The following is a 21,187-nucleotide window of genomic DNA, read 5'->3' as shown; positions in this document are numbered from 1 at the left end:
AAATTAACCAATCATGAAAAAGATATATTCATTATTTGCGCTAGCATTTCTATTTTCCCTTTCTGTTTCTGCTCAAATGTATCCTTTAACTATGGAATTAATTGTAAAAGGGAAAAGTTTTCCGATTAGCTGTGAACCTAAGAATGGCAATCCTATACAGGTAACGATAAAAGATGACAAAGATACAGAGCTAAAGAAATACATTGTTTACTCGCAAGAGATCGAAGTTTTCGCGACTATGTTTGTTCAAACATTTGATAACGTTAGTAAACTTCCCGACTCAGTTAAAAAAGCAGAAAAAGATAACTGGAAGACATTTGCTATAAAGCTGCATGACAAATTTCGAGATGCTTTACAAGATAAATTGCCGGAGGCTGGATATTTTAGCGTTAGAGATTGCGTTAGATTAATTATGTCTTATAAGAATACTATAAATAAGGATACTACAGATAAGAATACTACAGACACCAATAAAGTTGAAAAGGCTATTACAAAAGTACGATATAAATTAGTTAAACTCAATGCCGAAATATCAGCAGGATACCTTGAAAATATTGTAGCATACGTAAAATTTAATAATGAAGATGAACCACATAAATATATTTTAGAATATCCTGTAGGAATGTCTTCTGAAGATAATATCCGAAACTTTGATAAATATATTCTTTACGAAGAAAAATCGCAGCCTTATAAAAAGCCCTATATTAATCATCCAATTTATTCTTTAAGTTTAGGTGATGTTATTTCGTATGAGCCTAGGCTAGAGCCCGGAAGACGGGATTATAGTTCTAAAGATACCTCACTTAATGAAACACCAGGCGGAACTCTGATTAAATTACATAAAGAAGAGACAAGTAAACTTTTTGAAGCACATTTTTATTCTGATTTTAAAGGTTTTAATGCGGAAAAACCTAATGGCATTATTCAGGTTGAATTAGAAAAACGGATTAACACTAATACTTATCAACATAGGGCACCCCGGCTTTTATATTATTGGGCATACAAAAGCGGTGGCTTTTTTCAATACATTTCGCCCGTTGCCACTCTTTCTAAAATTGAACAACACAATCGAAAACTTAATCTTTATGATTTAGATTCTGTTAGATTTAATCCAGGTAATACAGATATCAATCAATTTGAAAAACAATATCACAGGTATGCGAATGCACTAAGTTTATACCAATATCAATGGCTTTCGGTAGGAACAGACATGAATGTTGCATTTGTAAATAACCCTGGTCGAAAGTTTCACATTTATTTTAATTTAGGAGCCCGTTTTGGATTTACAGATACGACAGACTCTTTAACGACAATTACTGGTACAACTATTACCAAAACCAAATTTACCAAAGATATTTCTGTTAGTACTTTACAGGTTTATCCTGAAATTAAAATTAAATTTTTCCCTCAGGAACAGTTTAATTTTTCAATATCAAATAAATGGATATACTTTAAACCTTTAAATCAGGTTTTGCAAATGGTGGGATATGACAAAGATAACGCCTTCATACTAAATCCTAAAAATCATACCTGGCTTAATACATCAGAAATGCTTATGACTATACAAGTTAACCCTAAGAGTAAAGTATTTGGCCGGTTTAGGATGAATTGGGAAATTGGAAATATCAAAAACAATTTTTCACAGCTACAAGTTGGTTACTCTACATATATCTTAGGTAAATAAACAATATTTCGATAGTCTTAATTTGAATATCTTATTTATCAAACCACCCCATAAAGCGCTCCACCCTTTTTACTCATCTCATCAAGCTTAGCCTCTACCGCTGCATCTTTAATCAATTCGGGTGCATGGTGAGGCTTTTTCCGCGCATCGATAATTAATGAGCCTTTACATCCCCAGTGTTTATTGATGGTAAAATCGTTAATACCGTAAATATCGGCTGCCGGATTACTTCGGGTAAAGGCTATCCAAACCAGGTTATCGATATTTGCAGCGGTAAATTCGGCATCATCTGCCAATACAATTAACGGGAGGCCCGTTAAATCCTGCCCCATTAAAGCCATATTGAGCAAGGCAATTTCGGCGGCAGTTTTCTCGGCACTGATATAAGCCTCTGTCTGCAGTACCAATATGCCTGGGATGGCTACATGAGGTTTAGAAAATCCATTGGCCAATTGCAAATTTTCAGGAATGTGGCTCCACAATTCGCGCTTCACATTACCTGCAGCAGCAATAACCACTTTCGAACCACTATTCAAACCATCACCACTATAATCCAGTGTATCAATAGTAGTATTGGTATAAAAATGAACATCGCGCGTAAAATCAATCCGCGCCAAAATATGACTCAAGAAACTTTCGATATGGTGCGTACTCAGCTGCTCATTATCTTCTCTGGCAGCTATAAAGACATATTTGGCCAAACTCAACTGATTTTTGCCCAGAATATGATTCGCAATGGTTAAAATCTCCTGCGGAAGACGCTCTTTTAAATACGGTGTATAGCGTTCGCTGCCAATGGCAAACAATAAAGGGTGCACACCAGCAGCATCTACCGCATGCACTTCTTTTAGGCCATGTATTTCCTGAGGGATAGCAGAACCCGCAATTTCGTGAATCAAGGCGCCGAAACTGGTATCTTCCTGTGGCGGACGGCCAACTACGGTAAACGACCAGATCGCATCTTTTTTATGGTACACATTGTGCACTTTCATTAAAGGGAAAGGGTGTGTTAAACTGTAGTAACCCAGATGATCACCAAATGGCCCTTCGGGCTTATTTTCGTTAGGATAAACGGTACCGGTAATGATAAAATCGGCATCTGCAGAAATACAGAAACCCTCATCATCGTAAAAATAACGGAAGCGCCTGTTACCCAACGCGCCGGCAAAGGTCATTTCCGATAAACCTTCGGGTAAAGGCATAACCGCAGCCAAGGGGTGCGACGGCGGACCACCTACAAAAATACTCACCTTTAGAGGCTGACCCAAAGCATTGGCTTTCGATTGGTGCACGCCAATCCCTCTATGAATCTGGTAATGCAAACCAATTTCCTTATCCTGAATATAATCGTTTCCAGCCAGTTGAATGCGGTACATACCTAAATTGGCATGCATTACACCAGGTTTTTCAACGTCTTCTGTATATACCTGCGGCATGGTAACAAAAGGGCCACCGTCCATAGGCCAGTTTACAATTTGCGGTAACTGACTGATACTCGTCTTTAAAAATTTGCTTTTAGCAGAAGGGGTTTTAAGGGGCAAAGCCGATAATGCCGACATGGCTGAGCCAGCATATTTAAAGGGATTTTTTAAAGCTTTAACTGGGTCGTTGCGTAAAGAAACCAATTGCTGCACTTTAGGTAAGGTATCTCTGAAAATAAACTTCGACCGCTCCAGCGTACCAAATAAATTAGAAACCGCCGGAAAAGTGCTTCCTTTAACTTTTTCGAATAAAATAGCTGGTCCCTGTTGCTCGTAAACTCGTAAATGGATGGCTGCCATTTCTAAATAGGGATCTACTTCTGCCTTAATTCTGATTAAATGACCGTGCTTTTCAAGATCTGATACGCATGCTGCTAAACTTTTATATGCCATGCCCAAAGATAGCTATTTACGCTGCTATACAAACAAAAAAGCCCGCAGATAAACAGATTTTACATATTTTCTGTTTATCTACAGACAATATTCAGTTGGCAATTGGCAGTTTACAGTTAGTCTGACTAATGGTCAATGAACAAATGAACCAATTATCAGTTGGCAATTTGCAGTTTTTTGCTGAACTAAACTATAAACTATTGACCATTAACTATAAACCAATGACCTACCTTTTCCCTGCGAAAGACCTCAACATCCAGGTGTTTTTCTCTTTAAATTGCATAAACTTATTTACCATATCGTTGGTTCCATCATCGCCGGCCTCATCAGATGCTTCCATTACTTCGCGCTCCAGCTCAATCAGGGTGGCCATGTCGTCTAAGATGGCTTCAACCATATCCAGATCTTTCATGCCAATGGTATCTACTTCCTTAATTTTTGATTCTTTAATGTAATCGGCAAAGCGGCTGTGCGGTGGTTTACCCAGGGTTAATACGCGCTCGGCAATTTCATCAATGGTGAGCTGTGCATTGGTATACAATTCTTCAAACTTAATGTGGAGGGTAAAAAAGTTCTGTCCTTTAATATTCCAGTGGCAGCCTCTTAATTTTTGGTAGTGAATATGGTAATTGGCCAGGTAATCGTTTAAAAGATCAACCACAGGTTTTACTTCTTTTTCGTTTAAGCTTATTTCTTTTGCGTCCATTTTATTTTGTTTTTAATGTTTTTCAATGCTATTTTAACAAATCATATTTGTAAAAGTTTTCGTTAAAAACAGCTTTTAAACAATACCCGGGTTAGAAGTGCGTTTTATATCCGACAGGTTTAAATCAACCGTTTTACAAACATTTGTTAATGAATAGGATATACAAAATGCAGTGCAACAGTCATCTTATTTTTACTTAAAAACGAGCGTCCAAACTTAAGATGGTTAACAATATTTCGTATAATTGCTCCCTTTGACTTAGAAATTTACATAAAAATAAATGCATAAAATATATTTACCTGCTGTAGTGTTATTGGCATTAAATGTGGCGAAGGCCAAAGCCAGCACAGCAAGAGATTCTATTGGTGTAGAAAACAATAAAGGCAAAAAACTCATCGTCCACCAAACCGTAGCCAAAGACACTTATTACTCTATCGGAAGAAGATATAACGTTGCTCCTAAAGACATTATGGCTTTTAACGATAATAAATACCTGCAAATTGGGGTAATTATTAAAGTGCCAACCAATATTCCTTTTACGGGCTCAGCTGCTACAAATACTGCGCAAGATATACCTGCCGGCAATGTAGTTGAGCATACCATTAAAGCCAAGGAAAACCTGAATATGCTGGCCGAAAAATACGGCTCCACCATTAACGAAATCAAGGCTTTAAACAACCTGAAAGGCAATAACTTAAGCATCGGACAAGTACTTAAAATCCCTGCAAAAAATGCTTCTCAGGCAGCGGCTGAAGAACCTGCACAACCCGTTAAAAACAGTACGCAGGATGCAACGGTAAACAATCAGCCTGCCGATGGTCAAACCATGATTGAGCATGAAGTAAAGCCTAAAGAATTTTTAGGCAAAATTGCCGAAAAGTATGGTACCACTGTAGAAGAGATAAAAAAAGCCAACAACCTGTCGGGTAATAACCTCCGCATTGGCCAGAAACTTAAGATACCTGCTACTAAAAATATTGAAGATAATAAAGTGGTAGCTGCAGAAGAAAAACCAGTTCAGGATAATAAACCAGCTGACGCAGCAGGCACCCACACGGTATTACGCAATGAAACCATTTTTACTATTGCCAAGCAATATGGCGTAACAGCTTATCAGCTCAGAAAACTAAATGATTTACCTGATAACGCCATTAGCATTGGTCAGGTTTTAAAAGTACCTGGTGGCATTATAACCGATGTGCAGGTACCTAAAGAAAAACAAGCTGAAAATACCAAAACCAAAGAAAAAGAAGTACAGGCACCAAAAGAAGAGAGCTTTATCCATACGGTAGCTACCGGCGAAAACATCTTCACGATTGCCAAAAAATATAACCTGACTGCTTATCAGATCAGAACAGCCAACAAGCTTGACGATAATACGCTAAAGGTAGATCAGAAACTGATCATTCCGAAACCACCACAGCCTAAATCTGTAAATGATGCTTCGAAAGAAGATCAGGAAAGCAATCCGGATAGTACCATGGTGAAAGATCCTAAACTGCGTCGCGACCCAAGTGTTTATGGTTTAAGCCAGATTGAAGAAAAAGGCACTGCAGTTTGGATTGCCGACCAGGACCTTGACGGTACAAAAATGTTGGTTTTACACCGCACAGCACCTGTTGGAAGGGTGATTAAAATTACCAACCCCATGACCAACCGTACTACCTTTGCCAAAGTTGTTGGTAAATTTACAGAGAACGAATCCACAAAAGATGTTATCATTGTAATGACTAAAGCTGTAGCTGATTCGTTAGGCGCTTTAGACAAACGTTTTTTCTGTAATTTAACCTATAGCGCTCAATGAGTTTAAACAAAAAACCATTTATAATTGGTATTGCCGGAGGTAGCGGATCGGGCAAAACATTTTTTTTAAATTGTTTCCTTCATCATTTTAAACAGGATGAAGTAACATTGGTATCGCAGGATGATTATTATATCCCTGCAGGCGAAATGACCCAGGAAGAGAATAAGTTGTATAATTTCGATCTTCCTTCAACCATTGATAGCGAGCAGTTTTTAAGAGATATTAAACAGCTGATCAACGGCGAAGTGGTTTATAAAAAGGAATACAATTTCAATAACCCATTGGCTGTTGTAAAAATCCTGGAAATTAAATCGGCCCCTATTATTATTGTTGAGGGACTTTTCATTCTCCACTTTAAAGAAATTGCAGCCCTGCTGGATCACACTATTTTTGTGGATGCTGATGAGGAAATTGCTCTGGATCGTCGCATTAAACGTGATGGACTGGAACGTGGCTACCCTGAAGATGATGTGCTTTACAAATGGCATAACCATGTGGTACCGGCTTACAAAGAGTACCTGCTACCCTATCGCAACGAGTGCCACAAGGTAGTAATGAACAACACCAATGAGCCTGACGAAATTATTGCGATTACTGAGGCGATTTCAAATGAATTAAGAAATACAGTTTTACAGGATAACGGATAATATTTGCATAACAAGACAACAATCTTAATTTAGATGTCATCCTGAGCCTGTCGAAGGACCTGCATAAACCCCAGGTAAGGCGTTTCGAAAAACTTATTTAATTGACTGTGGTTTGTGCCTTCACAAACCACAGTCAATTGCCATTAATCCAACCTCATCTCCAGAATCTCCCCTTCTACCACCAATCTACCAGCTGTACTTTGCTGTATAAATTCGATACTTACACCAGGCGCCCTTTCCAACAATTTAAAGCCACCTTCGGGTAAAACATCAAGCACGGCAAGCTCGGTTACAATTTTCTTAATACATTTTACCCCCGTTAATGGCAATGTACATTTGGGTAATAATTTACTTTCACCAGCTTTGTTAACATGTTGCATGGCCACAATGATGTTTTTAGCCGAAGCTACCAGGTCCATCGCGCCTCCCATGCCTTTTACCATTTTCCCAGGAATTTTCCAGTTGGCAATATCGCCGTTTTCAGATACCTCCATGGCTCCTAAAATGGTCAGGTCTACTTTCTGTGCCCGAATCATCCCGAAACTCATAGCCGAATCAAAAATCGATGATCCCGGCAAGGTCGTAATGGTCTGTTTACCTGCATTAATTAAATCGGCATCTTCTTCTCCCTCAAACGGAAAAGGCCCCATGCCCAGCAAACCATTTTCCGACTGGAGTACCACATTTATTCCTTTGGGGATATAATTGGCTACCAGTGTCGGGATACCAATCCCCAGGTTAACGTAATAGCCGTCTTTTATTTCTTTAGCAATGCGCTGCGCTATTTCTTCTTTTGAAAACATAAAATTGTAAATGAATGAATTTTGAATGGTAGAATAATTGAATGATCGAATCTGTTACCCTACTGCTGACTTCCTCACTGTTCTCTGTTCAATTCTCTTCTCATAATCCTTTCCCTGGAAAATGCGGTGCACGTAAATGCCCGGTGTGTGAATATGATCCGGATCGAGCTCACCCGCCTCTACAAGTTCTTCTACCTCTGCAATGGTAATTTTACCTGCCATAGCCATTACCGGATTAAAATTCCTGCTGGTAGAGCGAAACATCAAATTCCCTGCGGTATCACCTTTCCAGGCTTTTACGATAGCAAAATCGGCATCAAAAGCATATTCCATTAAATAATCTTTGCCATTAAAATTGCGGATCTCCTTACCCTCTGCAACTTCGGTACCCACACCGGCAGGCGTAAAAATTGCAGGCATACCATAGCCAGCGGCCAAACAACGGGTAGCCAATGTACCCTGCGGAATCAGATCAACCTCCAGTTCACCACTCAGCAACTGCCTTTCAAATTCGGCATTTTCACCTACATAAGAAGAAATCATTTTTTTAATCTGGCGTTGTTGCAACATTAAACCAATGCCAAAATCATCAACACCGGCATTGTTAGAAATGCAGGTTAACTGTTTCACCTGTTTTTTTACCAATGCATTTATACAATTTTCAGGAATGCCACAAAGTCCGAAACCACCCAGCATCAGCGTTGCACCGTCTGCTATATCGCGGATGGCTTCTTCAGCCCCAGATACCACTTTATTTATCATTTTACGAATTATTGGTTAGTTCGGCTAAATTACAAATTGCCCACCTAATTGTAGCATGATCATGGTTTAAATCGGCAAAGTAAATTTATTGATTGGAATTAATCTAAATAACTATTACCTTTGTGCTGCAATGATTTACGAGAGAGAAGAAAACATATTCATACTGCCCACCGATCCTGAATTTCAAAAAGGAATGGGCTTTATATTCAGTTGTACTGCCGAGCACAAAAAATGCTGCGAGAAATTTAAGAAAGGCAAACGCTGCAAAAAATGTCCGGCAAATAAAAAGAAGAAATAGCTTTACTTCGCAATTTCAATAATCTTATCATCACTTCCGTTACTGGTGCAGATGTAAACTTTGCCTTCGGGCGATTGAGTTACCGCCCTGATCCGACCATAGGCATTTACATAAAAATCTTTCGTAGCCGTAATTTTGGTCTGGGCAGCATCTAATTTAAGCTGCATCAACTTCGTTCCCTTTAACACCGCCAGCAGTAAAGAGTTTTTAAACTGTGGAATGTAGTCTGAATTGTAATAGGCTAAACCACTTGGTGCAATGGTTGGCGTCCAGTTAATTAAGGGCTCAGCTACATTATTGGTCGAACAAAAAGATTGCTCGCCGGTTTCATTACAAAAGCCTTTAATATTTGGCCAGCCGTAGTTCCGTCCTTTTTCAATAATATTAATTTCATCGTCAGAATCGGGTCCATGCTCTGAAGAAAATATTTTGCTCCCCACCTGAACCAGCCCCTGCGCATTGCGGTGCCCGAACGACCATACCGGATTATTGGGATAGGGATTATCGGCAGGAATTGAGCCATCTAAATTGATCCGTAAAATTTTACCTGCTAAAGAATTTACATTTTGAGGTGTAGATTGGTCTGAGGCATCACCAGTGCTGATAAACAATTTTCCTCCACTAATCAACAGCCTTGAACCATTATGTATAGATGCAGCAGGAATCTGATCGAGCAGAATGAGTGGACTGGTTAAACTGTTTCCTGAATAAGTAAACCTAACCACCTTCGCTTTATAGGTACTACCATAACCATAAACCACATAAACGTAGGGATTAGCCGTAAAATCGGGATGCAAGGTCATACCCAACAGACCACCCTCTCCATTAGTACGCACTTCACTTATCGTTAAAAGCGGGCTCACCTGTCCTGTTGAAGGATTTAAACGACTTATTTTACCTGCTTTTTCGGTAAACCAGATATAGTTATCGGGTCCGTAAACCATTTCCCAGGGCAAACTTAAACCCGAAGCAATAACTTTAGCCTTTAATTCTACATCAGGCAGGTCGCCAGGTTCTTCATTATTGTCGTCGCCAGTCTTTTTGCAAGTTGTGGTCAGCAGTACCACAAAAAGGCAGATTAAGATTCTTTTCATCAGCGTAACGTTTTAAAAATAACAACGTTACGCTGATAAAGTTTTTATGTTTTTATGCTTGCGCTTGTTTCTAACGAGCGCATAAATAGCATTACGATTCAATCGTAAAAAGATTATAGCTTAATAAACAGACTCGGGTAGAGTGTCAGATGGCAACATCTGACACCACAAGAAGTTTCTCATATCTCAAATCTAGTGTCTCAAATCCTCTAATTCAGATACACATAAGTAATCCCATCTCCACCTCTATCGGCGTGTTCATCTTCCATGCGGTTTACCTGACTGTATTTGCGCAGATAATCCCGAATCATTTTTCTCAGAATACCATCACCTTTGCCGTGAATGAGCTTAATGAATGGAAAACCGAGCATAATGGCTTTATCCAGGTATTTTTCTACCTCAAACAGCGCATCTTCGGTGCGTTTGCCACGGAGGTCAAGCTCGGCCCTGAAACCAGAAACAGCATCATTCATCCGTCCCGCAAAAGAATTTGCACTGCTTTGAATCACTTTTTTAGCTTCACGGTTACTTACTTTCTGCACGCGGTTCTTTTTAACTGTCGAACGTAAATCGCCGATAGCCAGTACCAGCTCATTGCGGTTAATTTCCAGCACCTGACCAATGGTTTCACTATCTGTAAATTTAACCAGATCACCTACCTCAATCTCTCCACCAACAACCACCTGCACTGGTTTCGGGCGCTCTTTTGGCACTGTATTTTTAACCAGCTCTTTTTGCAGGTTCTGTCGCAACTCTTTAGTTACAGCTTTATCCGCTTGCTTTTCTTTAATTTCGGCAATGGTGTTTTCTACCAGTTTGTTTGCATTTTTAATAATATTCTGTGCTTCCTGCTTCGCTTCTTTAATCAGCACCTTGCGGTTTTCTTCTAAAAACGTCTTTAATTTCTCGTTCTCGGCAACCAGGTTTTTGGCTTTATTTTGCTGGTTGGCTAAACTTACCTTTGCATCGTAAACATTTTTCTTCTCGCGCTCCAGATCAACCAGCATTGTATCTACCCGGTTCTGGTTAGAACCCGTTTTCTCTTTTGCCAGTGCAATTACTTCTTTCGGTAAACCAATGTTCTGCGCAATTTCGAAAGCATAAGAACTACCCGGTTTACCCATCTCCAACACATAAAGCGGTTTCATTTTGGCATTATCGAAAAGCATCGAAGCATTTTCGAGTCCTGGAGTATTGCCGGCAAACAGCTTTAAATTAGAATAGTGCGTGGTAATTACGCCCCTAACCTTTTTATTGTTCAGCACCTCTAAAACAGCCTCGGCCATTGGTCCGCCAAACTGTGGATCGGTACCTGTACCAAACTCATCAATCAACACCATGGTTTTGGGCGAAGCATGCTCTACAAAATAGCGCATCTTTTTCAGGTGCGCACTGTAGGTACTTAAGTCACTCTCTATCGATTGATCATCGCCAATATCGGCAAAAATATTTTCAAAGATTCCTACCTCACTATTCGCATCAACCGGAATTAGCAAGCCGGTTTGCAACATAATCTGCAATAAGCCTACGGTTTTCATACATACAGATTTACCCCCTGCATTTGGTCCTGAAACCAATACCACCCGTGTTTCGGCATCAATATGGATGTTTAAAGGCGTAACCGTTTTCTTTTCGGCAGCGAAAGAGATCGATAACAGCGGATGCCGCGCATTAATCAGTTTCGTTTTGGGTTCTTTTAACAAACCAGGCATCTCTGCTTCAATATCCATGGCAAATAAAGCCTTGGCACGCACAAAATCCAGTTTGGTTAAAAAACCATGGTAAGAAAGCAACAATGGCGAGTATGGGCGCAAATCATCAGTTAAGGCAATCAGGATTTTAATAATTTCCCTGCGCTTATCAAATTCTAAATCGCGCAGCTTATTATTTAAGGTAAATACTTCTTCCGGTTCAATATAAACCGTTTGCCCCGTTGCCGATTCATCGTGCACAAAACCTTTCAGCTTCCGTTTGTTCTCGGCCAAAACCGGAATACACATCCTGCCATCGCGTACGGTTAAACTACCATCGGCAACCCAATTATTGGCAATAGCCTGTTTATAAATCGAATCCATCCGCTTACGCACATCTTGCTCTGTACGCGAAATGGCTGTGGTAATCTCCTGCAACTCCTTCGAAGCATTGGGTTTAATTTTTCCTTTCGGATCAATTACCGTTTCTATTTTACGGAGGATATTTTTTTCAATAGGCAGGTGCTCAAATAAAGCCTCTAATGTAGGATAAACTTCAGCGCGTTCTTCGAAAAAACGAAGCACCGAGAAAACCGTTTGCAGCGAAGTATACACCTGAAACCACTCGTCTTCGAGCAAATAGGTACCTTCTACCCTGATTTTATCGACAAGCGATTTAATATCAAAAAAAGTATTAATCTGCAAAGGTTCCTGGTTTTGCAGAATACTTTTAAACTCGTTGGTTTGGCGTAAAAATTTATCGATTTGGTCAAAACGGGTCATCACCTGCATCTTTTGCACCATGTTCTGCCCCATCGGGCTTAAACAATGTTTGCTAATCAGCTGCCTTATCTCAACAAATCCTAAACGTTCTAAACAATTTTCGGGATATAACATATTTTACATTACTACCGGAGATACTTCTAGAATTCCGGCTTTTTTAATTTTAATCAGCGAATCGGCCTCTTTTTTCTTCTTGGCAATTTCGGCTACGGCTTTAACCTTCGATAATGAATCGGGTTTCATCTTTTTCCGGATGGCGAGCGAATCAGCCTTAAATTTCTTTTTAATGGCTATCGAATCGGTTTTAAATATTTTCTCTTTAATTAATTTATCGGCCAGGGCAGTTCCTTTCTTCTGCGCAGCCAGCATTTTCTGGATGTTTTTGTACATTTCATCCAGCTCTTTCGGGTTTACATTGTACCATTTCAGGCTTTTATTGTATTGCGCCGAATCGGTTTCAAATTTCTTAAAAATACCCTTATAATATCCCGAAGCAACTTTACGGGCCGAGTCGGGTATGTAAATGGTAGACAGGTAGCCATCCACAATATGCATATCGTACAAAATCTTTTGCATCTTATCGGGCTTAATAATATCATCGGGTATGCCGGGTTTACAGCCCAACCATAATACCGGGGTCATTAAAAGCCATATTAGTCTCTTCATGCTGAATTAATCATTATTTTTTGCCCAAATTGCGGCAAGGTTATTAATTTTACCAAAAATAGTTATAAATGAGCATAGCTGATAATCTTAAACAATATAAAAACGAAGTCGAAACGGATGGCGTGAAACTGATCGCAGTTTCAAAAACTCAACCTGTTGAATCGATTTTAGAAGCTTACAATGCCGGACAGCGGGTTTTTGGCGAAAACCATGTACAGGAAATGGTTGATAAACAAGCACAACTTCCTGCCGATATAGAGTGGCACCTGATTGGCCATTTACAAACCAATAAAGTAAAATACATTGCACCTTTTGTTCAGTTGATTCATGGTGTAGACAGCATAAAACTGCTTCAGGAGATTAATAAACAGGCTGCTAAACACAACCGCGTAATCGACTGCCTTTTACAGGTTTACATTGCAGATGAAGATACCAAATTCGGACTTGGTTTTGATGAAGTAGTGGAGCTTTTACGCGACGAGACTTATCCGGAACTGAAAAACATCCGCATTGTTGGGCTAATGGGTATCGCTACCAACACCAAAAATGAAAAACAGATAGCAATCGAATTTCACGAACTTAAAGTATTCTTTGATGGCATTAAAGTAAGTTTCTTCCGTAAAGATGAAGCTTTTAAAGAAATCTCGACCGGCATGAGCGCGGATTATAAGATAGCCATTGAAGAAGGAAGCACCATGGTACGCATTGGTAGCAGCATTTTTGGAAAAAGGGTAATTAAACATTTCAAATCGAACATCTCAGCCAATTAGTATGAATTTAAACATCAGATTTGCAGTAGCTGAAGATTGTGCAAGGTTATTAGAATTAATTAACGAACTGGCCGTTTACGAACGCGCACCTGAAGAAGTTACTGTAACACTCGATCATTTTACTGAGGCAGGTTTTGGTAAAAATCCGGTTTGGAAAGCCTTTGTTGCAGAGGTAGACGAAGTTATTGTAGGCTTCGCTTTATATTACACCCGCTACTCTACCTGGAAAGGATGCCGCTTATACCTCGAAGATTTTATTGTAACAGAAGCTTTCAGAGGCAAAGGCCTGGGCAAAATATTATTTGAAAAGGTTATAGAAGAGGCTAAAAACGGCGATTATAGCGGCATGGTTTGGCAAGTTTTAGACTGGAACGAACCAGCTATTAATTTCTACAACAAATACCAGGCTCAATTAGAGAGCGGCTGGCTAAACGCAGCTTTAGCAAAAGAACAAATCAAGGCATTTTAGTATGGATATTTTTAAATTTGGTGGTGCTTCGGTAAAAAATGCTGAGGGAGTAAAAAATCTGGCCAATATTGTACGCGATTACAAGAAAGGCAACCTGCTCGTGGTGGTTTCGGCAATGGGCAAAATGACCGATAAATTAGAAGCCCTTACGCAAGCTTATTTATCGCATAGCGAAGATGCTCATGCAATTTTTGATGAGGTTAAGCATTTTCACTTTAATATTATCGAAGAACTTTTTCAGGGAAAGCCAAATCCGGTTTACGATGATGTGGCCAATACCTTTGTAGAAATTGATTGGCTGATTGAAGATGAGGCCAATAACGATCACGATTATATTTACGATCAGATTGTATCAATCGGCGAAGTAGTTTCGACGAAAATTGTAGCGGCCTGGCTTAACGAAAGCGGAAATAAAGCCCTTTGGGCCGATGCTCGCAATTATATCCAAACCGATAATACCTATCGCGAAGGAAAAGTAGATTGGGCTAAAACCAATCAGATTATACAAAAAGACCTTGTTCCTTTACTGGATGAAAATATTATCGTAACACAAGGTTTTATTGGCGGCACCAGCGAGAATTACACCACCACATTAGGTCGTGAAGGCTCTGATTATTCGGCAGCCATATTTGCCTCCTGCCTCAATGCTGCTGCTTTAACCATCTGGAAAGATGTTCCGGGTGTACTCAATGCCGATCCGAAATGGTTTGATGAAACTGAGAAAATTGCGCAGCTTTCTTACCACGATGCCATAGAGCTTACCTATTATGGCGCTACGGTAATCCATCCTAAAACCATAAAACCTTTGCAAAACAAGGGAATCCCGCTTTTTGTAAGATCATTTCTTACACCAGAAGGCGAGGGAACAGCAATTACGAAAGAGAACAATCCTTTGCCTATCCCATCTTTCATCTTTAAGGTTAACCAGGCGCTGATTTCGATTTTCCCTAAAGATTATTCTTTTATCATCGAAGAGAACCTGAGCAACATTTTTGAGCTTTTCCATAATCACAAGATTAAAATCAATACCATGCTCAATTCTGCTATCAGTTTTTCGGTGAGTGTCGATGATCACCCTACGCAGATAGAAAGACTGATTAAGGATCTATCGGAAGAGTTTACCGTAAAGTACAACAAAGGGCTGGAGCTCGTAACCATTCGTTATTACAATCAGCATACCATAGATCGCGTAACGGTTGACAAGGATATTTTACTGGAAGTTAAAAGCCGTCATACCTGCCAGATGGTGATGAAGAATAAGTAGGAATTCAAGTATTGAGTATCAAATATCAAGACTGTAATCAGCACTTAATACTTGCTACCTGATACTTATTACTTGATATTCTATACTTGTTACTTGATACTCAATACTTGCTACTTGATACTCAATACTCCCCCATGAACAACAACCTTTTAGCCACTGCCGTACAACAATACATCGATGTGCACTTAACTGCAGATGTAAATCAGATTGCGCTGGCTAAAAGTCCTTTTGAGGGGATTACCGCGGCCGAGCTTGCTACACAGATTACCGCTAAAAAGAAATCGGAAAAGAAACTACCAACCTGGTTCAGAACAGTTAAAATCTACTACCCTCCTGTCCTCTCTATCGAGCAAACTTCTTCGGAAACTACGGCTCAGTACAAATCAAAATTAGCCAAAGGCGATAGTTTAATTGATATCACTGGTGGCTTTGGGGTTGATAGCTATTACTTCTCTAAACAAGTGGCTAATGTTACTCACTGCGAAATCAACACCGAACTTTCTGCCATTGCCAGCCACAACGCAATCGCCTTAAATGCCAATAATATCGCATTCGAGGCCACTGATGGCATTGCTTATCTCCATGCAGCAGAAAAACAATTCGACACCATTTATGTAGACCCCGCAAGAAGGGCAGAAAAAGGTAAGGTTTTTATGCTTAAAGACTGTACACCTGATGTGGTAAGCATAATCGATACCTTATTGGAAAAAGCGCAGCGGATTATCATTAAAACTGCTCCCTTATTAGATCTTTCCGCTGGTTTAGCAGAGTTGAAACAGGTAAGTGAAATCCATATCGTGAGTGTAAAAAACGAATGTAAAGAGCTTTTATGGGTAATAGACCGCGTACCGGCTCAGGATACAAAGATTATTGCGGTAACTTTAAACGAAACCGAGAAAGTATTTTCATTCAAAAGATCGTTAAGCCAATCACCCGTAAGTTTTGCTCATCACCTCAGCGCTTCCGGCTACTTGTATGAGCCAGATGCTGCTTTATTAAAGTCAGGTGCGTTTAATTTAATTGGTTCAACTTACGGTTTATTAAAACTGCACCCACAAACGCAGCTTTACACTGCTCCTGAAATAAACAATACCTTTCCAGGCCGGATCTTTCAGATTGAGGAGATCATGAATACAGCTTCTCTTAAAAAGGCAGGAAACTTAACCGGAAATGTAATTGTAAGAAATTACCCGGCAAAGCCCGAAGACCTGGTTAAAAAATATAAAATCAAACCTGCTCAAGATCAGTTTTTAATATTTACCAAGGTTGCCAATGGTGATAATGTGATTTTAAAGACATCGATTGTACAATATTACTAGCCTAGACTTCCAGCGTCGTGCTGAGGGTAATTTATTTTATAAAGATCAATATGAATGACAGCCACCTCCGGAGTCGTCATTTCGAACGGCCCCGACAGCTATCGGGGGGCAATGTAGTCGAGAACCCGAAGGCTCAGCGAAGCTAAATCTGTCTCAATAGATTTCTCCATTCCGCCACCGGTGAAGAACCGGCCGGCTCCAGTCGAAATGACGATTTTTCTATAGGGCGTGTCAATAGTAGCTAAAAATGCGAAAAGCCTTTCTTAGTAGAAAAGCTTTTCGCAAGGGATGAATAAATAAGTATTTTATTGCTTAAACTTTCTTAACGTTTACAGCTTGTAAACCTTTTCTGCCTTCAGCTACTTCAAATTCTACCGTGTCGTTCTCTTTTAAGCTTTCGATTCCACCTAAAACATCTTTAAAATGCACAAATAGGTCTTTATTGTCTTCTTGCACAATAAATCCGAAGCCTTTTTGCGTATTAAACCATTTAACTTTTCCGGTTGCCATAAAAAAATAAAAAATTGTATAAAATAAATAAACCCTTACGCTTTGATTCGCATTTAATTTAACCAATTGATCATTATCGTTAATAAAACAATCAGATAAAGCGTTAATATCAAAACAAAACTACCAAATATAATAATTTGCAGATATAAAGCAATCCCAATTTAGCTCTTCAACAAGAAAGTTGCGTAAACAGGAAAATTTTTATTCAATTACTTATTCGGTTGTGGTGTAGTACGTAGATATGGCTTAATAACCTGGTGTCCTTTCGGAAATTTGGCCGGAATATCTTCTGTTTTAATGCTGTTTACTACAATTACATCTTCACCATCTTTCCAATCGGCTGGTGTAGCTACACTATAATTTGCAGTAAGCTGTAACGAGTCAATAACACGCAATACTTCGTTAAAATTCCGGCCTGTAGATGCAGGGTAAGTAATGGTTAACTTTACTTTTTTATCGGGACTGATCACAAACAATGATCTTACCGTCAGAGTTTCAGATGCATTCGGATGAATCATATCATAAAGGTTTGCTACGGTACGATCCGGATCGGCAATAATCGGAAACTCAACTGATGTATTTTGCGTTTCGTTAATATCGCTGATCCAGCCTTTGTGAGATTCGGCTGAATCGACGCTCAAAGCCAACACTTTTACGTTTCTTTTCTCAAATTCACCTTTTAAGGCGGCTGTTCTACCCAACTCTGTGGTACAAACCGGTGTATAATCGGCAGGGTGCGAAAACAATACGCCCCAGCTGTCGCCTAAATAATCGTAAAAATCTATTTCGCCAATGGAAGTATTGGCCTGGAAATTTGGAGCGGTATCGCCTAGTCTTATACTCATAACAATGATATTTAAATTTGCTTAAAACAAATCTAAACAATACTATAGTAAATACATAGATATTATATTATTTTACAACACAGAAATTACAATTTAAACAAAAAACCCTGCAGAAATGAATCGGCAGGATTTAAGCATATTAATTTATTTGGGGGGTTCTTCTGATTAGTATACTTTAATCATGAAAACATAATCCTCAAGCTTCTCAATCTGTTTAGTGCGTTTCAACCCCGTCAATAAACTTTTCTTGTTAGCACTTAATCTGTTTACACCCAACGAATCTTGTGGAATTGCCCTCATGGCTTCCAGAATATATTTTGATTTAATTGCAAATGCAGCGCCTTCTGTCTGATCTTGCTTACCACTGATAATACCAACCAAATTTCCATTGTTATCTAAAAGCGGACCTCCACTATTGCCTGGATTAACCAAAATAGATACCTGATATTGAGTAGTATCGCCTACAAAGCCACTTCTCGAACTTACAGATCCTTCGCCCAATACAATATCATCTTTAGGGTAACCTAAGGTATATACGTTTTCACCAATACTACTTAAGCTCTTTTTAATGGTATAAGGAATGGTAGATAATCCATTGAAATGTTTATCACTAATTTTAAGGATAGCGATATCATTTTGTGGATCGGTATAAACAGATTTTACTTTAAATGACTCTCCTTTACTATTTTGAACAAATAAAGAATCTGCACCGTTTACCACATGAAGATTGGTTAGGATATATCCGTTTGTTGAAACAGCAAAACCCGTTCCGCCAAAATTACCAGGATTAGGTTTTTTAGGCGAGTTATGCATGCTATTTGCTCTAACATCAAGAACAAGGTTATTTTGAGACTGTTTTACACGCGAGATCTCTCTACTCATTTTCTCATAAATAGCCTCTTGTTTATTATTATGCTGAATAGAGTAAACCGATACTAAAGAAAGTACCAGAAAAGAAGCAGCAACAGCAAGCGCCGACTTGTGTTTGCGCCATAATTGCACCACTTTCGACGGATGTGGCCTCAGTGTATCGGCAAGGCTTTCTACATCAATTTCGCCATGAATGTGATTTAACTGTTCTCTTAAACGCAGCTGTTCTGCAAAAGCTTCCATAGATTCTAAAAAGAATTTATGCGAAACCACCTTATGATCTACAGTAGCATCATTGCGACGTAACTGTTCAAAGGCCTCAGTTTCCTGTGGATTAAGTTTACCTAAAAGATAATCTTCGATAATTGCATCTAACTCCAAATCGTTTCTCATTTCAATTACTGGTGTTGAAAAAATAATTTCTTTAACCTTTGCAGGCATTTATATTTCTGCGTTTTGGCATTATCCGTATTGGTGTAGCCAAATTTTTCGCAAATATCCTGCATGGATAAATTGTGGATATAAAAATCCTGAATAATGGTTTTACAGGGTTCGCCAAGGTGATCGAGGGCTGATTGCATTTTTACAAATGCCGCATCTTTCTCTTCATGTTGTTCTACATCCTCCTCTACAGCAAACACATCTTCATAATCGGTAATATTGCCGGCCTTTTTGCTGTTAAGATTAAGTTTCTTCAGCCAGATGCGCCTGCACACCGAATAAATATATGTTTTAAGCTTACTGCTCAATTCAAAATTGCCTTCCTTAACCTTGTTATACAAAATAATGATGGCCTCCTGATATACATCCTTTGCATCGTCTTCATCCCCGTTATTATTGAGGATAAATTGCAAAACCATCGCATAATAGCCCTTGTATAACTTGTTAAGCGTATCTGCTGAGTTATTTAGAATACCTAAAATAACCTCTCTATCTGTTGGAACTGAACTCTTTAAACTGTTATTCACTAGTTAATACATTTTTCTATAAATAGTAACCCAATATTAGACAAAAAAATATTTATAGCTACTATCCTGCTTAATACAATCTTGATATCAGGGGTAACCCAAACCAGGCGAAAAAAATATTTTAACTTTTTTTCAAATTATCGGGTTACCTTTTTACCTTTGCGGCATTAACAGGAAATTAATTACTTAAAAAATTCAAAAAATGAAAAATGCATTCAAATTAGGCTTTTTAGCTTTAGCTCTATCTTTATCAGTTGTTGCTTGTAACTCAGAAAAAAAAGCTGAAGGTGCTGATACTACTTTAACTGATTCTTCTACTATCGTTACTGATACTACTGCAAAAGATACTACAGTTAAAGATTCTACAGTTAAAGATACAGCTGTAAAAACTACAACTACTACAACTGAAGTTAAACACTAGTCTAACTTTAACATATAAAAAAGGCCTTAAATTAAGTTTTAAGGCCTTTTTTATTTTTATTTCATTTTTTTTCAATTTAATGGGTTACCTTTTTCAATTCGCTGTATTAACAGGTAAATTAATTAATTACTTAAAAAAACTTTAAAATGAAAAATGCATTCAAATTAGGCTTTTTAGCTTTAGCTTTATCTTTATCAGTTGTTGCTTGTAAATCAGAAAAAAAAGCTGAAGGCACTGATACTACTGTAACTGATTCTTCTACTATCGTTACTGATACTACTGCAAAAGATACTACCGTTAAAGATTCTACAGTTAAAGATACAGCTGTAAAAACTACAACTACTACAACTGAAGTTAAACACTAGTCTTAACTTTAATATAAAGAAATGGCCTTAAATTAAGTTTTAAGGCCATTTTTATTTTTATTTCATTTTTTTCGATTTAATGGGTTACCTTTTTTAGTGCCGCGTATTAATAACGAATTAATTAATTACTTAAAAAAATTTTAAAATGAAAAATGCATTCAAATTAGGCTTTTTAGCTTTAGCTTTATCTTTATCAGTTGTTGCTTGTAAATCAGAAAAAAAAGCTGAAGGCGCTGATACTACTTTAACTGATTCTTCTACTATCGTTACTGATACTACTGCAAAAGATACTACAGTTAAAGATTCTACAGTTAAAGATACAGCTGTAAAAACTACAACTACTACAACTGAAGTTAAACACTAGTCTAACTTTATCAATACAAAAAGCCCTTGAATTAATTTTCAATGGACATGCCCCAAAAAGTTAGACACTTTTTGGGGCATTTTTTATGAGTAGAAAACAAAAATATGACTATCAGTTTAAACTTGATTTAGTCAACAAGGTAATCAAAGAAGAACACTCTGTACATGAACTTTCCAATATGTATGGATTGGCTAAATCACAGTTACAATT

The 21,187-nt window shown here is 38.4% G+C and carries 21 protein-coding genes; 10 read left to right on the top strand and 11 right to left on the bottom strand.

Annotated features, from left to right (window positions below):
* Window positions 1–13: 13 nt before the first annotated feature.
* Window positions 14–1,684, top strand: a complete 1,671-nt coding sequence (locus OC25_RS24830; protein WP_039482525.1) for a hypothetical protein — start codon at window positions 14–16, stop codon at window positions 1,682–1,684.
* 38 nt (window positions 1,685–1,722) lie between these two features.
* Here OC25_RS24830 and OC25_RS24825 read toward each other — a convergent pair whose 3' ends face one another.
* Together OC25_RS24825 and OC25_RS24820 are read right to left on the bottom strand one after the other, a co-directional pair.
* Window positions 1,723–3,558, bottom strand: a complete 1,836-nt coding sequence (locus OC25_RS24825) for a UbiD family decarboxylase (protein ID WP_039482523.1) — start codon at window positions 3,556–3,558, stop codon at window positions 1,723–1,725.
* A gap of 226 nt (window positions 3,559–3,784) precedes the next feature.
* The gene (locus OC25_RS24820) at window positions 3,785–4,264 is read right to left on the bottom strand and encodes a Dps family protein (protein WP_039482520.1); all 480 of its coding nucleotides are present in this window, start codon (window positions 4,262–4,264) and stop codon (window positions 3,785–3,787) included.
* 280 nt (window positions 4,265–4,544) lie between these two features.
* Between OC25_RS24820 and OC25_RS24815 the strand changes: the two genes are divergently transcribed.
* Window positions 4,545–6,068 (top strand): muramidase family protein, encoded by a 1,524-nt coding sequence (locus OC25_RS24815; RefSeq protein WP_039482517.1) that lies wholly within the window; start codon window positions 4,545–4,547, stop codon window positions 6,066–6,068.
* Window positions 6,065–6,715 carry a uridine kinase family protein gene (locus OC25_RS24810; protein WP_039482513.1) on the top strand — a complete coding sequence of 217 codons (651 nt, stop codon included), beginning with the start codon at window positions 6,065–6,067 and terminating at the stop codon, window positions 6,713–6,715. Before OC25_RS24815 ends, OC25_RS24810 begins: the two co-directional genes overlap by 4 nt.
* 143 nt (window positions 6,716–6,858) lie before the next feature.
* On the opposite strand, the gene OC25_RS24805 is transcribed toward OC25_RS24810, so the two are convergent.
* The 5 genes from OC25_RS24805 to OC25_RS24785 form a co-directional block, all read right to left on the bottom strand.
* Window positions 6,859–7,518 (bottom strand): CoA transferase subunit B, encoded by a 660-nt coding sequence (locus OC25_RS24805; RefSeq protein ID WP_039482509.1) that lies wholly within the window; start codon window positions 7,516–7,518, stop codon window positions 6,859–6,861.
* A gap of 54 nt (window positions 7,519–7,572) precedes the next feature.
* Entirely contained in the window at window positions 7,573–8,280 is a 708-nt protein-coding gene (locus OC25_RS24800) for a CoA transferase subunit A (RefSeq protein WP_039482505.1), read from the bottom strand.
* A 300-nt stretch (window positions 8,281–8,580) separates the two neighbouring features.
* Entirely contained in the window at window positions 8,581–9,672 is a 1,092-nt protein-coding gene (locus OC25_RS24795) for a PQQ-dependent sugar dehydrogenase (RefSeq protein WP_039482502.1), read from the bottom strand.
* A gap of 209 nt (window positions 9,673–9,881) precedes the next feature.
* Window positions 9,882–12,260, bottom strand: a complete 2,379-nt coding sequence (locus tag OC25_RS24790) for an endonuclease MutS2 (RefSeq protein WP_039482499.1) — start codon at window positions 12,258–12,260, stop codon at window positions 9,882–9,884.
* Between the two features lie 3 nt (window positions 12,261–12,263).
* The gene (locus tag OC25_RS24785) at window positions 12,264–12,812 is read right to left on the bottom strand and encodes a DUF4296 domain-containing protein (RefSeq protein ID WP_082018712.1); all 549 of its coding nucleotides are present in this window, start codon (window positions 12,810–12,812) and stop codon (window positions 12,264–12,266) included.
* Window positions 12,813–12,880: 68 nt separating this feature from the next.
* Here OC25_RS24785 and OC25_RS24780 point away from each other — a divergent pair, with 68 nt between their 5' ends.
* The 4 genes from OC25_RS24780 to OC25_RS24765 all read left to right on the top strand — a co-directional run bounded on the left by OC25_RS24780 (window position 12,881) and on the right by OC25_RS24765 (window position 16,634).
* Window positions 12,881–13,582 carry a YggS family pyridoxal phosphate-dependent enzyme gene (locus OC25_RS24780; protein WP_039482492.1) on the top strand — a complete coding sequence of 234 codons (702 nt, stop codon included), beginning with the start codon at window positions 12,881–12,883 and terminating at the stop codon, window positions 13,580–13,582.
* 1 nt (window position 13,583) lies between these two features.
* Window positions 13,584–14,051: a GNAT family N-acetyltransferase gene (locus OC25_RS24775; RefSeq protein ID WP_039482490.1), complete on the top strand. Its 468-nt coding sequence runs from the start codon at window positions 13,584–13,586 to the stop codon at window positions 14,049–14,051.
* Window position 14,052: 1 nt separating this feature from the next.
* On the top strand, window positions 14,053–15,315 hold the full coding sequence (locus OC25_RS24770; RefSeq protein WP_039482486.1) for an aspartate kinase: 1,263 nt from the start codon (window positions 14,053–14,055) through the stop codon (window positions 15,313–15,315).
* Window positions 15,316–15,449: 134 nt separating this feature from the next.
* Window positions 15,450–16,634, top strand: coding sequence for a class I SAM-dependent methyltransferase (locus OC25_RS24765; protein WP_039482482.1), 1,185 nt, complete (start codon window positions 15,450–15,452; stop codon window positions 16,632–16,634).
* Window positions 16,635–16,946: 312 nt separating this feature from the next.
* On the opposite strand, the gene OC25_RS24760 is transcribed toward OC25_RS24765, so the two are convergent.
* From OC25_RS24760 to OC25_RS24745, 4 genes are all read right to left on the bottom strand, one after another.
* The gene (locus OC25_RS24760) at window positions 16,947–17,144 is read right to left on the bottom strand and encodes a cold-shock protein (RefSeq protein ID WP_029276380.1); all 198 of its coding nucleotides are present in this window, start codon (window positions 17,142–17,144) and stop codon (window positions 16,947–16,949) included.
* Window positions 17,145–17,353: 209 nt separating this feature from the next.
* Window positions 17,354–17,989, bottom strand: a complete 636-nt coding sequence (locus OC25_RS24755; protein ID WP_039482478.1) for a peroxiredoxin — start codon at window positions 17,987–17,989, stop codon at window positions 17,354–17,356.
* A gap of 165 nt (window positions 17,990–18,154) precedes the next feature.
* A complete protein-coding gene (locus tag OC25_RS24750) occupies window positions 18,155–19,300 on the bottom strand; it encodes a S1 family peptidase (protein ID WP_245222150.1) in 1,146 nt (381 codons plus the stop codon).
* Window positions 19,258–19,827, bottom strand: coding sequence for an RNA polymerase sigma factor (locus OC25_RS24745; RefSeq protein WP_039482473.1), 570 nt, complete (start codon window positions 19,825–19,827; stop codon window positions 19,258–19,260). Before OC25_RS24745 ends, OC25_RS24750 begins: the two co-directional genes overlap by 43 nt.
* Before the next feature lie 202 nt (window positions 19,828–20,029).
* Here OC25_RS24745 and OC25_RS24740 point away from each other — a divergent pair, with 202 nt between their 5' ends.
* The 3 genes from OC25_RS24740 to OC25_RS24730 all read left to right on the top strand — a co-directional run bounded on the left by OC25_RS24740 (window position 20,030) and on the right by OC25_RS24730 (window position 20,977).
* Window positions 20,030–20,248 carry a hypothetical protein gene (locus OC25_RS24740; RefSeq protein WP_039482470.1) on the top strand — a complete coding sequence of 73 codons (219 nt, stop codon included), beginning with the start codon at window positions 20,030–20,032 and terminating at the stop codon, window positions 20,246–20,248.
* Window positions 20,249–20,394: 146 nt separating this feature from the next.
* The gene (locus OC25_RS24735) at window positions 20,395–20,613 is read left to right on the top strand and encodes a hypothetical protein (RefSeq protein ID WP_039482465.1); all 219 of its coding nucleotides are present in this window, start codon (window positions 20,395–20,397) and stop codon (window positions 20,611–20,613) included.
* 145 nt (window positions 20,614–20,758) lie between these two features.
* Window positions 20,759–20,977: a hypothetical protein gene (locus tag OC25_RS24730; protein WP_039482462.1), complete on the top strand. Its 219-nt coding sequence runs from the start codon at window positions 20,759–20,761 to the stop codon at window positions 20,975–20,977.
* Window positions 20,978–21,187: the final 210 nt, after the last annotated feature.

Source organism: Pedobacter kyungheensis (assembly GCF_000812965.1).
Lineage (GTDB): Bacteria > Bacteroidota > Bacteroidia > Sphingobacteriales > Sphingobacteriaceae > Pedobacter > Pedobacter kyungheensis.
Note: the sequence above shows the minus strand (reverse complement) of the source record. Positions and strands in the feature narration are given on the sequence as shown.

What these genes read in the sequence shown, in the direction of transcription:
- OC25_RS24805 (WP_039482509.1), bottom strand. Translation starts at nt 7,518, where the DNA reads ATGTTTTCAAAAGAAGAAATAGCGCAGCGCATTGCTAAAGAAATAAAA.
- OC25_RS24820 (WP_039482520.1), bottom strand. Translation starts at nt 4,264, where the DNA reads ATGGACGCAAAAGAAATAAGCTTAAACGAAAAAGAAGTAAAACCTGTG.
- OC25_RS24810 (WP_039482513.1), top strand. Translation starts at nt 6,065, where the DNA reads ATGAGTTTAAACAAAAAACCATTTATAATTGGTATTGCCGGAGGTAGC.
- OC25_RS24760 (WP_029276380.1), bottom strand. Translation starts at nt 17,144, where the DNA reads ATGGCAACCGGAAAAGTTAAATGGTTTAATACGCAAAAAGGCTTCGGA.
- OC25_RS24735 (WP_039482465.1), top strand. Translation starts at nt 20,395, where the DNA reads ATGAAAAATGCATTCAAATTAGGCTTTTTAGCTTTAGCTTTATCTTTA.
- OC25_RS24800 (WP_039482505.1), bottom strand. Translation starts at nt 8,280, where the DNA reads ATGATAAATAAAGTGGTATCTGGGGCTGAAGAAGCCATCCGCGATATA.
- OC25_RS24750 (WP_245222150.1), bottom strand. Translation starts at nt 19,300, where the DNA reads ATGCCTGCAAAGGTTAAAGAAATTATTTTTTCAACACCAGTAATTGAA.
- OC25_RS24765 (WP_039482482.1), top strand. Translation starts at nt 15,450, where the DNA reads ATGAACAACAACCTTTTAGCCACTGCCGTACAACAATACATCGATGTG.
- OC25_RS24770 (WP_039482486.1), top strand. Translation starts at nt 14,053, where the DNA reads ATGGATATTTTTAAATTTGGTGGTGCTTCGGTAAAAAATGCTGAGGGA.
- OC25_RS24825 (WP_039482523.1), bottom strand. Translation starts at nt 3,558, where the DNA reads ATGGCATATAAAAGTTTAGCAGCATGCGTATCAGATCTTGAAAAGCAC.
- OC25_RS24790 (WP_039482499.1), bottom strand. Translation starts at nt 12,260, where the DNA reads ATGTTATATCCCGAAAATTGTTTAGAACGTTTAGGATTTGTTGAGATA.
- OC25_RS24775 (WP_039482490.1), top strand. Translation starts at nt 13,584, where the DNA reads ATGAATTTAAACATCAGATTTGCAGTAGCTGAAGATTGTGCAAGGTTA.
- OC25_RS24830 (WP_039482525.1), top strand. Translation starts at nt 14, where the DNA reads ATGAAAAAGATATATTCATTATTTGCGCTAGCATTTCTATTTTCCCTT.
- OC25_RS24795 (WP_039482502.1), bottom strand. Translation starts at nt 9,672, where the DNA reads ATGAAAAGAATCTTAATCTGCCTTTTTGTGGTACTGCTGACCACAACT.
- OC25_RS24780 (WP_039482492.1), top strand. Translation starts at nt 12,881, where the DNA reads ATGAGCATAGCTGATAATCTTAAACAATATAAAAACGAAGTCGAAACG.
- OC25_RS24785 (WP_082018712.1), bottom strand. Translation starts at nt 12,812, where the DNA reads ATGAAGAGACTAATATGGCTTTTAATGACCCCGGTATTATGGTTGGGC.
- OC25_RS24755 (WP_039482478.1), bottom strand. Translation starts at nt 17,989, where the DNA reads ATGAGTATAAGACTAGGCGATACCGCTCCAAATTTCCAGGCCAATACT.
- OC25_RS24730 (WP_039482462.1), top strand. Translation starts at nt 20,759, where the DNA reads ATGAAAAATGCATTCAAATTAGGCTTTTTAGCTTTAGCTTTATCTTTA.
- OC25_RS24815 (WP_039482517.1), top strand. Translation starts at nt 4,545, where the DNA reads ATGCATAAAATATATTTACCTGCTGTAGTGTTATTGGCATTAAATGTG.
- OC25_RS24740 (WP_039482470.1), top strand. Translation starts at nt 20,030, where the DNA reads ATGAAAAATGCATTCAAATTAGGCTTTTTAGCTTTAGCTCTATCTTTA.